This window comes from Companilactobacillus sp. FL22-3 (assembly GCF_054881455.1).
On the sequence record NZ_JBTYYZ010000003.1, the window covers coordinates 102,254 to 114,865 of the forward strand.

Annotated in this window: 8 protein-coding genes; 3 read left to right on the plus strand and 5 right to left on the minus strand. The window is 39.2% G+C overall.

The genetic code is table 11. The annotated features are described in order from the left end of the window. Positions 1-682: 682 nt before the first annotated feature. The 3 genes from ACYT32_RS03855 to ACYT32_RS03865 all read right to left on the minus strand — a co-directional run bounded on the left by ACYT32_RS03855 (position 683) and on the right by ACYT32_RS03865 (position 4,154). A complete protein-coding gene (locus tag ACYT32_RS03855; protein ID WP_395264626.1) occupies positions 683-931 on the minus strand; it encodes a P8 family protein in 249 nt (82 codons plus the stop codon). Positions 932-1,331: 400 nt separating this feature from the next. After that, positions 1,332-2,774 carry an APC family permease gene (locus tag ACYT32_RS03860; RefSeq protein ID WP_395264625.1) on the minus strand — a complete coding sequence of 481 codons (1,443 nt, stop codon included), beginning with the start codon at positions 2,772-2,774 and terminating at the stop codon, positions 1,332-1,334. Positions 2,775-2,789: 15 nt separating this feature from the next. Then, positions 2,790-4,154, minus strand: coding sequence for an aspartate aminotransferase family protein (locus ACYT32_RS03865; protein WP_395264624.1), 1,365 nt, complete (start codon positions 4,152-4,154; stop codon positions 2,790-2,792). A 543-nt stretch (positions 4,155-4,697) separates the two neighbouring features. Between ACYT32_RS03865 and ACYT32_RS03870 the strand changes: the two genes are divergently transcribed. Continuing rightward, positions 4,698-8,141 (plus strand): BspA family leucine-rich repeat surface protein, encoded by a 3,444-nt coding sequence (locus ACYT32_RS03870; protein ID WP_395264622.1) that lies wholly within the window; start codon positions 4,698-4,700, stop codon positions 8,139-8,141. Positions 8,142-8,212: 71 nt separating this feature from the next. Here the strand turns inward: ACYT32_RS03870 and ACYT32_RS03875 are convergent, their stop codons facing one another. Beyond that, complete coding sequence (locus tag ACYT32_RS03875) at positions 8,213-9,937, minus strand: pyruvate oxidase (protein WP_395264621.1); 1,725 nt, start codon at positions 9,935-9,937, stop codon at positions 8,213-8,215. 197 nt (positions 9,938-10,134) lie between these two features. On the opposite strand from ACYT32_RS03875, the gene ACYT32_RS03880 reads away from it, so the two are divergent. Next, positions 10,135-10,656, plus strand: coding sequence for a DUF308 domain-containing protein (locus tag ACYT32_RS03880; RefSeq protein WP_395264620.1), 522 nt, complete (start codon positions 10,135-10,137; stop codon positions 10,654-10,656). Here the strand turns inward: ACYT32_RS03880 and ACYT32_RS03885 are convergent. Then, positions 10,653-11,018 (minus strand): hotdog family protein, encoded by a 366-nt coding sequence (locus ACYT32_RS03885; protein ID WP_395264619.1) that lies wholly within the window; start codon positions 11,016-11,018, stop codon positions 10,653-10,655. The two genes, ACYT32_RS03880 and ACYT32_RS03885, sit on opposite strands and share 4 nt — an antisense overlap. 112 nt (positions 11,019-11,130) lie before the next feature. Here ACYT32_RS03885 and ACYT32_RS03890 point away from each other — a divergent pair, with 112 nt between their 5' ends. After that, a complete protein-coding gene (locus ACYT32_RS03890; protein WP_395264618.1) occupies positions 11,131-12,585 on the plus strand; it encodes an AMP-binding protein in 1,455 nt (484 codons plus the stop codon). The last annotated feature ends 27 nt before the right edge of the window (positions 12,586-12,612 follow it).

The following is a 12,612-nucleotide window of genomic DNA, read 5'->3' on the forward strand; positions in this document are numbered from 1 at the left end:
CCTTTTACTAAATTGGCAAAGATCGCCAATTAAGTAAAATTTCATCACTGATATCCCCCAGAACTTCCGCTCCTGACTAGGGCTAATGCATATTTTATTTGTTTGTGATATTTATAGGAATCCTACATTCTTGATTATGCTTGGTTGGAGTGGAAGCTGGAAAACCTTAGTGCTTAAAGGCAAAAGATAAAGGACAAGACAAAAAATGTATTGAACTGACATATTCATATCAATTCAATACATTTTTTTAATTTCTATTAAAAGTATCAGTTCTACTTGTTTTTAAGCCTTTAAATCTTTAAGACCTTAAGCATTTAAGTTCTTGACCTTTATATTTTGCCTTTGAACTTTCTTTAGCTCTTGAACTTGTTCACTTGAGGAATATCCAAAAATGTTTTAACATTCTAGGCTGTAGTGAGAGCTCTGAGGGGTCTCAGCCATGAAATTGTTCTTAGTGGGCGAAGCACACTTAGAACAAGGCTCGACTTTGAAACAATTGCGAACTTCAATTTGTTCAAAGCGATGTCCATGGCGTTCCAGACCCCTCAGAGCCTAACGGAAGCCGGCAGTGAACCATCCCCCAAACCATTTAAAATCAAAAATTATTCCATTTTTTAATAAAAAAGCGCATAAAAAAACCCCTTAGACATCGCATCTCGAAGTCTAAAGGAAAATTAAAGATTTATTTTTTAAGGTTTTTTTCAACAAAATCACGTACTTCGTCATCTTTCATATCAAGGAATGGCTTTTCTGCTTCTTCTGTTTTAACTGTGTCGTGATTGTTGTTCTCCATGAAATAATCCCAGATTGCGTCACGGACAACTGTCTTATCATCGCTCCAGTCGAAAGCCTCGCTCATCTTTAGGTTCAATACTTCTGGTTCTTTTGCAATGGCTGCATCAGCCATCTTTGATGGATCTACTTCTGCCATAATTCAACAACCTCCTTTGTTACAGGTTCCATTATAGTTCTAATCTGAAAAAGTGGCACAATAAAAGTCTATAATTTTTTACAATTTTTTTGCTTGGCATTCTATTTTCACTCTTGATAGTTGGTATCACTGATATTTTAAAATAAATTATACCTTTTATACAAATTGTACAATGAATTTAATTATATTTTGAGTTTTATTGATTTTCAATTCATGTTATAATTATCCTGCATCAAGGATGGTGCATATTTAAAATTAGGTTAGCAGACGTCGAGAGATCGACTTGTTTCAAAACTGTTTTTCTCGTTTTCCTTTCGGTTAGTTTTCTCCTTACAGTTGGCTAACAGGACAATAGAAGAAAAGCATAAGAGCTCATCACATATTTGTGGTGATCTCTTTTTTATTGCTGCTTATTTCTCTTACCTAAGGTTGAATGATGCATGCCATAAGTGAAGTAAATTACTAAGCCAATGGCAAACCAAACTCCTGCATAAATTTTGGCTTGAATATCTAGGCCCCAGAAAATTACTAGTGAACCAATAAAACCTAGAGCTGGTAAAACGGGATAAAACGGCACTTTGAAATCAGGCATGGCGATATCTTTACCTTCACGCTTTCTCAAAGGATAGATTCCTAGGGAAACAAACATAAAGGCAATCAAAGTCCCTGCTGAAATCAATTGGGCCAAAAAGGCGAATGGGCAAAAGGCACCGATGAGGATACCGACGACTGAAAGTACTAATAAAGCATAATTAGGCAAATTCTTCTGGTTCAATTTTCCAAGCCAACTTGGCAACATGCCATCTCGTCCAAATGAATAAACTAATCTGGAACCTGCTAGCATCATCCCAATTAGAGCGGTAAACATTCCCACTACCGCAATCGCTTGAATCACACTGGCAACGATTGGATGTCCTGCTTGACGCAAAGCCCAACCAACGGGTTCAGCGTTGTTAGCATAATCAGAATATTTGAACATTCCAACCAAAACTAAGGCCACCGCAATAAACAAAGCTGCTGCAATCAAAAGTGATCCTAAAATACCTCGAGGCATAGTCTTACCGGGATTTTTAGCTTCAGCTGAATTAGCAGCGATCGAATCAAATCCAATATATGATAGGAAGATCATTGAGACCCCAGCATAAATTCCTTGCCAGCCACCAAAAGCCGTTCCGTCACTATTGAGACGATATTTAGGAATGAAAGGGACATAGTTTTCTGCGTGGATTGCAGTCAAGCCAACCACGATAAATGTCAAAATAGCTAAAACTTTTAAAATTACCAAAAGGTTTTCGACTTTAGCAGCCCCGCTTGCACCATTAGAAATCAGCCAAGCGACTGCGGCAATCACGACTACCGCCACTAAATCGACGATCCCACCATTATTGCCAAAGGTATTAGCGATTGCATTCGGGAATTTAACTCCGAGTGGTGCTAATAATCCTCTGAAATTAGCCGATAACCCTGAACCGACGAAGGCCAAAGCGATAAAGTATTCCGCTAACAGCGCCCAACCTGCGATCCAGCCAAAAAATTCTCCAAACATTACGTTGATCCAAGAATACGCTGAACCAGCAAACGGCATTGCAGCCGCCATTTCAGCATAAGCAAAAGCCACCAATCCGGCCACGATCGCTGCGGCGATGAACGAAAAGATGACCGACGGTCCAGTATGTTGAGCCGCTACCACTCCTGGCAGTGTAAAAATCGAAGTTGAAACAATCGTCCCCACTCCTAAGGCTAGGAAATCTTTAACCGTCAAAACTCGTACTAAATGTGAATCTTTATCTTCATATATACTCGGATCTTCCTTTAAGGTTAACCGTTTAAAAAATTTGCTCATAAGAAACTCTCCCTTTTACCAGCCTATCTGGGCGTTATTTGGCATGACAACTTGATTATTTTCGACTGCAGCGAAGGCATCATCTAAGACATCTAATGCTGTATCGAGTTCTTCACGCGTAATGACTAACGGCGGTTGAAAGCGGAGAATATTCCCCTTCAAGGTAATCATAACTACTCCGTGTAAAAAGGCATAGTAGATCACTTTATTAGCAAAGTCGGAATCGGGTTCTTTTGACAAACGATCCTTTACTAACTCGATTCCGCCATCAAGACCGTACATCCGGACATCACCAATCTCTGGATAATGTTTTTGCATTTCTTGAAATCTTTTTTCAACATAAGCGCCATCGATCTTTGATTTAGCTAAGAGGTCTTCTTCTTCCAAGACATCTAAAGTTGCTAGTGAAGCGGCACAACATACGGGATTGCCCGCAGTGGTAAAAGTATGAGCTGGGGAGGCCAGGCTCTCCATGATTTCTTTTTTCCCGATCGTAGCTGAAAGCGGCATACCTGAAGCTAATGACTTACCAACCGACATTAAGTCTGGTTCGATTCCAGGAAATTGTTGGTAGCTCCACATCTTGCCGGTACGTCCCATTCCCTGATTGATCTCATCGACTGCAAAGACAATCCCGTTTTGATGACAGAAGTCATAGACCATCTGCATGTATTCTTGAGGAGCTTTTCGAATACCACCATCGCCTTGAATTGGTTCAATCAGCACACAAGCAACTTCATCAGCAGGTAAAAAACTTTCGAACGGTTCCATAAACTCTTTAAAATAACGAACTGCCACATCATGTTCTGTTTCATCAGGAGATCGTCGATACATATCTGGATACGGTACATGAACGACTCCTGGTAGAAGTGGACCCATCTTGCGAGTCATATTCAAGCTGACACCAGACAAACTCATTGAGCCATAGGTTGAACCATGATAAGAATCCATATACGAAACAATATATTGTCGTCCCGTGTATGCCCTAGCAAACTTAATAATTGCGTCATTAGCTTCTGACCCTGAATTGGAGAAAGCTACTTGCTTTTCTGCTCCTGAAACGGACTCTACTAATCTTTGAGCCAATTGCTGTTCAGTACGGTGATGAAAATAGGCCGGTGTATAGTGAATCAATTTTTCAGTCTGATCTTGGATTGCTTTGACCACTTTTTCATTCGTATGACCGACGTTAATGGCAGAAGCACTAGCCAACAAGTCAATATACTCGTTTCCGTCAGCATCGATTAAAGTCGCATCATGTGCTGAGTCGATAACTAAATCGTAATAATTGATTCGAGCTGCTTTGGCGTAATACTTATTTTCGTTTTGAATCAAACGCCGATCCACCTCGTGATCATGATCTACCTTTTGCATCGTCATAATGACACCTCCTAATTTTTTATCGTTAAAGTAGTGTCATTCTAATATTTTTTTAATTTAATTGCAAGGATCTAATTATTTTAATAATTCCTAATATCACTATTATAATTGGAATTCACTAAATATTTAATTATCAAGTCCTTAATCAATTATTAGATTGATTTTAATTATCGCTTTTGTATCAAACTTTAATAGTTATTGAAAAAAATAAATGGCAAAAATTATATATTAAAATTCCCCAACTACCTTTTTTGATGAATTTTTAACCTAAAAAAGTCATTTAGAATTCGTATTAATACTATTTGTGACAATCGATATTCGCTATAAAAATTCCTTTTTTTATTTTATTCGGTGATTTGTGACTTTTTATGACATTTTTTTAATATAAAAATATACTTAGAACTACTTTATCCATAAGCTTTTTGCATATTAATTAATTTTTCTTTACAAGCATTGAGATTCCTCTTATAAATAAAATTCTATAATATAAACCGTTGCTTTATATAAGAAATGTTAATAATAATTATTAAAGGGGGATTTTTTATGCGTTTTCAACAGCTTAAAAGTAATCCAAATAGTATCATGAGAAAGAAATTAGTCAAATCTAAAAAGAATTGGATTGTCGTTAGCAGTTTAGCTTTCGCTGGAGGGATATTCTTACTTGGAGGACCAAGTTATGTAGCTAAGGCCGCTACTACTACTGATGTAGCAACCGTCCAAACAGCCACAGATAATAAAGACCAGGCCTCCAGTAGTTCTGAGGGTATTAAAGCTTCTTCAGAAACTACTAAACAAACAACAACTGTTTCTAATAAAACTGATACAACTACTAGTCAGACAGCAACTGTTTCTAATAAGACCGATACAACTAATAGTCAAACAGTTACAGCTGATCCAGCCACTGAATCAGTAACTCCTGATTCGACAAAGCAAGATACTGCCACAGCCTCCACTTCAGATTCAACAAGTACTCAGGCTCCTAAAACAACTAGTCCTGACCCAGCCGCTAAAACAATAACACCTTTAGCAGCTAAATCAGCTATTCAACCTGTTGCTGAAGCTTCTACTGCTACCGACACTCAATATGCTTCTGGACAAACCGATGCTGGTTTAGTTTGGAATATTTCTAAGTCGACTGACGCAACCAAGGATGGCACTTTAAATATTGGCCAAGGTGTCTTTGATGAAAGTAAAGATAGCGCTGACTCTACAACATCTTCAGCACCGTGGTCACAAAATTCTAACGATATCAAACATATTAGTATCAACTTAACTGTTGTTGCTGCTGGGAATATGAGTCACTACTTCTCAAATTTACCTAACTTACAAGATGTTTCAGGTTTAGATAATATTGATTTCAAAAGTACCACTGACATGTCGGGACTATTTGAAAATGATCCAAGTTTGAAGTCAATCGATCTTTCAACCTTGAAAAACACTTCAAATGTCACAACTATGCAGGATATGTTCAAAAATGATACTAGTTTAACCTCCATCGATTTTTCACAACTAATAACTTCATCAGTTACCTCAATGAAGAGTGTCTTTCAAGGTGATACTTCATTAACAAGTGCTGACTTTAACTCTCACAAGGAAATGACAAAGGTTGATAACTATGAGGATATGTTCAACGGCGATATGAAGCTTTCAACTGTTAATACCACCGGCTGGCAAATGAGTAGTTCATATCACTTTGCACGAATGTTTAAAAACTGTATTGCTCTTCAGTCATTGGATCTTGGCTCATGGTTGATTCCATATGGTGCCGATACAGCAAAAGTCGACACTGGTGACTCAACTAAAGGCGATGGTATGTTTGATGGTACCAACTTATCATCTATTAGGCTTAGCCATTCTACCGGATTCAGTGCCTACACTTATTTACCATCCAGCACAGCCAATTCTTGGATCTCAGGTTCGACTAAGTTTGCTGCTAATGCACCTGGTTTAGGAACAACATATAGTTCTACTAACTCAAGTTCAAACCCTGGTAGCGGTGCACCTGCTATGACCTACACACCGAATACTGCTAGCGATCCTATTTCAGATAAAGAAATTACTGTTACAATAACAATTCCTAATAATTTGGGTAAAGATTTGACCGCTTCCGTAACAGGTAAAGTAGGTAGTACACAAACTGTAAACGTTCCTACAGTTGACGGATATACGGCTTCACAGTCTTTTGTTAGCGTAGTTATTGCTCCAACAGGAATGACTACTGACACCATTACTTACACTTTAAACAACATGTCTTGGAATTACACTGTTACTCTAAATGATGGAACTACTCAAAAGGTTACTGGTTCAAATAACTCAGAAGGTACTCCTTCTAAAGTTGGTGACAAAGTTACCGTCACTGCTCCAGCAGTTAAAGGCTACGACACTCCTTCTGCTTCTGGTACTGTTCAATCTGATGGTTCTGTAAAACTTGATTCTGGTCAAAGTCTTAACTATGTTGGTAATCCTGTTGATAATCTTTCATCAAAAGTTTCATCTAACTTAGGTGACCAAACCGTAAATAATATCTCTGGTAAAGTTGGCGACAAAATAACAGTTGATACACCAACCGTTGATGGTTACACACCTGATAAGAAGCAGATCACTTTCACTATCACTCCTGACGGAACTGCTACAACTACTGACACCATTACTTACACAGGGATCAAGCAAGATTGGAATTACCCTATTACTCTACCTGATGGAACTACTCAAAAAGTTACTGGTACGACTAACAACGAAGGTACTCCTTCTAAAGTCGGTGACAAAGTTACCATCACTGCTCCAGCAGTCAATGGTTATAAAACACCTTCTTTCACTGGTACTGTTCAGACTGATGGTTCTGTAAAACTTGATCCTAATCAAAATACTAACTATGTTGGTAATCCGGGTGATAATGGTACTGCCACTATCAAAACTCCTGTTGGTGACAAAACTGTTGATGGCATCAAAGGTAATGTCGGCGACACTGTTAACGTCACACTTCCTGATGTAGATGGCTATAATCACCCTACTACTGCTCCTGGTGTTATCGGTCCTGATGGTAAAGTTACTGTTGATCCTAAGGATGCTACTTGTACTGGTAATACTGTTAAAAACGAAACTGCTACAATCCCAGTAACTAAAGATGGTCAAGCCTCAACTTTACCTGTCACTGGAATCAATGGTACAGTTGGTCAAACTATTACCATTGATGTTCCAAATGTCCCAGGTTACACTTCAAATAAGAAGACCATTCAAGCTGTAATTAACTCTGATCACTCAATCAGTACAACTGACAAGATTGTCTTAACTAGAATTCCTAGTGGAACTGGTTCTGGAACTACAACAGATCCTAATGTTGCTGGTTCAAATCCTGACAAAGCCAATGGCAGTGCGGTTGCAATCCAAATGGATGTGGCAACTTATAAAGATCAACCAGAAGTTCAAGTTTACACATTCAGTAGTGGCAATAAAGCTTCTGAATACTCACGTAAGCCTGGTAAAGATACTGCCTGGTACGTTGATCAAAAAGTTTCAATTGACGGAATTCTCTACTATCGTGTTGCTACAAACGAATATGTCAAAGCTAGTGACGTTTATCCTTATGAGGATGCTAACTTGACGATTGAAACTCGCGACCGTACAAGCAAGACTCTTTATAGTGCTGAAGGTAATGTGGTCATAAACCGTTCTCTCAGTGCTATCAGCGATTGGTTCACTGACCGTACGATCACTATCAATGGTGAAAAGTATTACCGTGTTGCCTCGAATGAGTTTGTTAAAGCTAGTGACGTTAACCCTTATCAAGCTATCCACTCTTATGTAAGAGTTAATGGCAGCACTGGTTCCACACAACTTTACGATACTCAAGGTAACGCTGTAACTAATCGGAAAGTCATTGCTCAAAGCACTTGGTATACTGACCAACTAGTCAATATCAATGGTACTTTGTACTATCGCATCGCTACTGATGAATTCATCAAAGCTGACGATGTAACAGTTTACTAAAATGTTCAATCGTTAAAATAATAGTTCCAAAATAAAGAAGCTATCGCAATTGCGACAGCTTCTTTGTTTTTCTATAAGAATGAACGTAAGATTTCTTTGACTGGTGGTAACTCTGGCAAAGCTTTCTTATCGGCCACATAGCCCAGTCCAAATTTAGTGTAGCCTTCTGCTTCGTCTCGCATGATTTTACCAGGTAGGGGTGCCTCATCGGTCACTGCAACATCCAACAGTACTGGTTTAGTTGGGTTACGGTATTTCTCGATTGCAGCTTTGAATTCTTCATCAGTAGTAATTCTTTCACCGATACCACCACAAGCCTGGGCTACTTTAGCGAAATCGATCTCTGGTAAACTGATTCCATAATTTTGTTGACCAGCTGATTGTTGCTCGTATTCAATAAAGGCCAGCAATTTATTGTTTAAGACGATATACAGCATTGGTAAGTCATACCGAACTGCCGTAGCAAAATCTTGCATGACCATAGCAGTTGCTCCATCCCCTGCGATTGCATAAACAGGACGTTGTGGGAAATCGTCTTTAGCAGCAATCGCTCCTGGCAATGCACAGCCCATCGTACCTAACCAAGCAGAGATGGTATAATCCTGACTTGATTTAGCGTTCAAGAAGCGGGCTCCAAAAGCAGTGGAAGTCCCGACATCAATCGACCAAATAGTATCACTAGGCGCACTTTTTGAGATATTATGAAACATCAGCGAAGGTAAAACACCGGTGTGTTTCTTTGAATAGACATCATGCATCCAACTATGCCATTGTCCAATCTTTGAAACGGCTTCGTCTAAATAAGGACGTTGAGCGACTGGTTCACCACTTGCATTCAGTTTAGCCAGAACTTCTTTGGCATCCCCTTGAATGGCGACATTGACATGACGGCGCTTGCCCAAACGTTCGGCCTTGAGGTCAATTTGAACAGCATCGACTTTCTTATTCAAATAATCGGTATAAGGGTAGTCAGTTCCGACCATGATGACGAGATCGGCTTTTTGCATCATTTCAAAGGCTGGCTTAGTCCCTAATTTACCCAACTGGCCTAAATTATAAGGATGGTCGTCATCAACTAGGCCTTTAGCAGGCATGGTTAAAATAATCGGCAGCTTATACTTTTCAATGAATTCTTTCATTTCTTTTTTGGCATGCTTGATTCCAACTCCAGCTAAAACAATTGGGTTGGCATGAATCTGCAAAAGTTCCATAACTTTTTTTATTTGATCATCATCGATGTGGTAGTTTTCTGGTTGAAAGTTATCAACGTTAGGCGTGAAATCATTTTTGATCATGTGAGCTGGTATATCGTCAGGGATCGTCAAAACTGCGACACCTTTTTTAGAAATGGCCGTCCGGATCGCTTCATCAACTACTCGAGGCAAAGACTGAGGGTCCATGATGATTTTATTGTAGACGGCAACATCATCGAACAAGACATGTGTATCGACTTCTTGGAAGAAATCGGTATTGAGCAGCTTAGATTGAACCTGTCCTAAAATTGCAAGCACTGGGACATGATCCATCTTGGCGTCGTAAAGTCCGTTCAACAAATGAATTGCTCCTGGTCCACCGATCGACAGGCAAACTCCTAATTTACCAGTCAATTTAGCGTGGGCACTAGCTGCTAAAGCCGCCACTTCTTCATGTAATACGTGAGTGAACTTGATCTTGTCTTGAGCTCGATATAAAGCATCAACTGTGGTATCGACCGAGTCACCGGGTAAACCATAGATATTGTCTACACCCCATTTTGATAAAACATCAACCATCTTATCTGATGCACGAATAGCCATAATATCTCCTCCTAAGTTTCGTATCTACATATAACCTACCACATTAGTTTCACAATTAAAGAATTTTGCTTAGGGCCATTATTATTGCCCGCTTATAACTTGACAACTGAGTTTGTGAAATAAATTCTTGCAACTGATTCTCTTTTTAAGCTTTTCTGGTATCATATAATCATAAGTAGCTTAGGGGGAAATTTATAATGGTTAGGCAGTTCCAACTTTATCGCTGGTTAAGATTCCTTTTTTTGCTGATAGCCGGGATTTTGATCGTAGTTCAACCCATCAAAAGTTTCAATATGATCGTTTACTTGGTTTCCAGTTATATCGCAATTTATGGCATTCTCTCGATCTTCGATGGCTTTAATATTCGCAAAACCACTGGCGAAAATAACATTGCAATCGGCCTAGGCGTTGGGGCATTGTTCTTGGCGATAGTTGTCTTATTCGTTGCCAGATTCTTGATACCTTTGGTGCCGCCAGTCTTAGGAATCATCCTTTTAGTCAATGGCATCAACCAATTTCGTGATTCTCATGAGATGACAAAAAGGGTCCCAGTGACAACATACCTCGACTATTTTTACTCAGCATTATTAATACTGGCCGGTATCGTGTTCATCTTGAACCCTTCTAAAACTATTATTTTCATATATCAACTTTTCGGTTTAAGCTTGATTCTGCTAGCTTTTTTCGAAATAATAAATTCCAGAATCTATCGCCATTAGATCTGGATTTTTTTTAACGTTACTGTACTCAATGAATTAGTAATTGCAGAATCTGAAAAGTGAGTTACAGCTTGCCAAGTTTGGACGTTATCACCGTTACGGATCGAGATTGCTTCGACAACTAACCGTCCTGCTTTTAAGGCATTGAGATTATGGATCGACACGGTCAATACTTTGGCTGCGCTTGTTGGGTCCATATTTAGATTGGCGCCAATGCTTGCGGCAGTCTCCGACAAGAGGGCTTTGATATCATTTTGATCTTGCTTTTTTGCCAGCTGTTCTGCAGTCAAATCCATTTCTAAAACAACTTTGTGCTTGCCTTTTTCTACTACTTCAATTCCTAAATCATCTAGTAAACTCATTTCATACCTCAATTTTTTTCAATAATTAGTTATTTTTATCCAAATAAATGTTTTACAATCTAGTTATAGTACTTTAATCGTATCAGACTTTAACGTCTAGGGAGGTCATATTTTGGAAAACTGGTTAGTCAAACGTGCAAAACTCGATCCTGACAAAACCGCCCTATTCTTAGAACATGCCGACTTCACTTTTGGCGAATTAAACTCAACGGTGCAAACTTTTGCTAGTAAGCTCCACACTCACGGTATCAGAAAAAATGATTCGATCGCACTCTTTACCGATAATTGTTTCAACGGTTACGTTGCCATTTTAGCACTCCAACAGTTAGGGGCTGCAACCATCTTTCTTGACACTCAACTTTCAACTGAAACTTTAAGGTATCAGCTCAACGATTCCCAACCCAAATTAGTCCTTGTCAGCGACTCGGCGGATTATCAACGATTGAATCAAATCGATGCTCAAAAAGTCTTAATGTCCGATATTCTCAGTTTAGAGCCTGACCATGCTTACCAACCAATAGCGGAATTCGACAATGAACAAATAGCCTCAATCGTCTATACTCCTAGTGCTGACCACAATGATACTGGCGTTATGTTGACCTACGGCAATTATTTTTATTCGGCTATGGGAACAGCGTTAAACCTTGGTATCAATAAGCAAGATGTCTGGGTCTTAACGCTGCCCCTCTTCAACGTTCCGGGACTGTCGATCATCATGCGTTCGTTGATCTATGGTATCGGCGTCTATTTGATTAGAGGTTTCAATATCTCACTGATCAATAAAGTCTTGATCAATGAAAGAGCAACAATCATCTCCTTGAGTCCACCGTTGCTGAGAAAATTATTGAATGCTCTACCCAAGGGCAAGCGATACAATAAAAACTTCCGTTGTATTTTCTTAGGCACGGGACGAGTTGATAATTGGACACTATTACGCTGTCACATGTTGGAAGTCCCTGTCTTACAATCTTACGGGATGACCGAGACTACCGCCAATATTTCGGCTTTAAATTTCCGAGATGCGGAGATCAAAGCCGGCTCGTGCGGTCAGCCTTTTTTCACAACTCAAATTCGGATCACCGACATCAATCAAGACAATATCGGCAACATCGAAGTCAAGTCACCAACTGTAGCCGTCGGCTATCTCAACAAACCAGAGCTGTTTAAATCACGTTTTACGGCTGATGGCTTTTTCAAAACTGGCGACGTCGGCTATTTAGATCACGATAACTTCTTATATCATCGAGGACGTCAAGCTGATCTGATCTATTCTGATGACAAGATAATCTATCCTGAAGAAGTTGAAAATGCCTTTCGAGGTGTCAATGGCATCGTCGATATTTGTGTAGTCGGGATTAAAAGAACAGATAGACAAGTTCCCATTGCTTATTTGACTTTGCAAAAAGACGCTTTCCTGACGAGTGCCACCTTGCAAGAATTCGGTCAACATAATTTAGCGAATTATCAAGTCCCGATTGAATTTCGCCAAATACGAAAATTTCCCAAAACTACTACTAGCAAGATCCTTCGCAACCGGTTATTAAATTTAGACTATAAAGTAATTTAACTTGGATACCTAATAGCAACCTGATTC

Bases quoted from the DNA above. Each gene is read 5' to 3' on its own strand.
- ACYT32_RS03855 (WP_395264626.1), bottom strand. From the start codon at position 931: ATGGCAGAAGTAGATCCATCAAAGATGGCTGATGCAGCCATTGCAAAA.
- ACYT32_RS03860 (WP_395264625.1), bottom strand. From the start codon at position 2,774: ATGAGCAAATTTTTTAAACGGTTAACCTTAAAGGAAGATCCGAGTATA.
- ACYT32_RS03865 (WP_395264624.1), bottom strand. From the start codon at position 4,154: ATGACGATGCAAAAGGTAGATCATGATCACGAGGTGGATCGGCGTTTG.
- ACYT32_RS03870 (WP_395264622.1), top strand. From the start codon at position 4,698: ATGCGTTTTCAACAGCTTAAAAGTAATCCAAATAGTATCATGAGAAAG.
- ACYT32_RS03875 (WP_395264621.1), bottom strand. From the start codon at position 9,937: ATGGCTATTCGTGCATCAGATAAGATGGTTGATGTTTTATCAAAATGG.
- ACYT32_RS03880 (WP_395264620.1), top strand. From the start codon at position 10,135: ATGGTTAGGCAGTTCCAACTTTATCGCTGGTTAAGATTCCTTTTTTTG.
- ACYT32_RS03885 (WP_395264619.1), bottom strand. From the start codon at position 11,018: ATGAGTTTACTAGATGATTTAGGAATTGAAGTAGTAGAAAAAGGCAAG.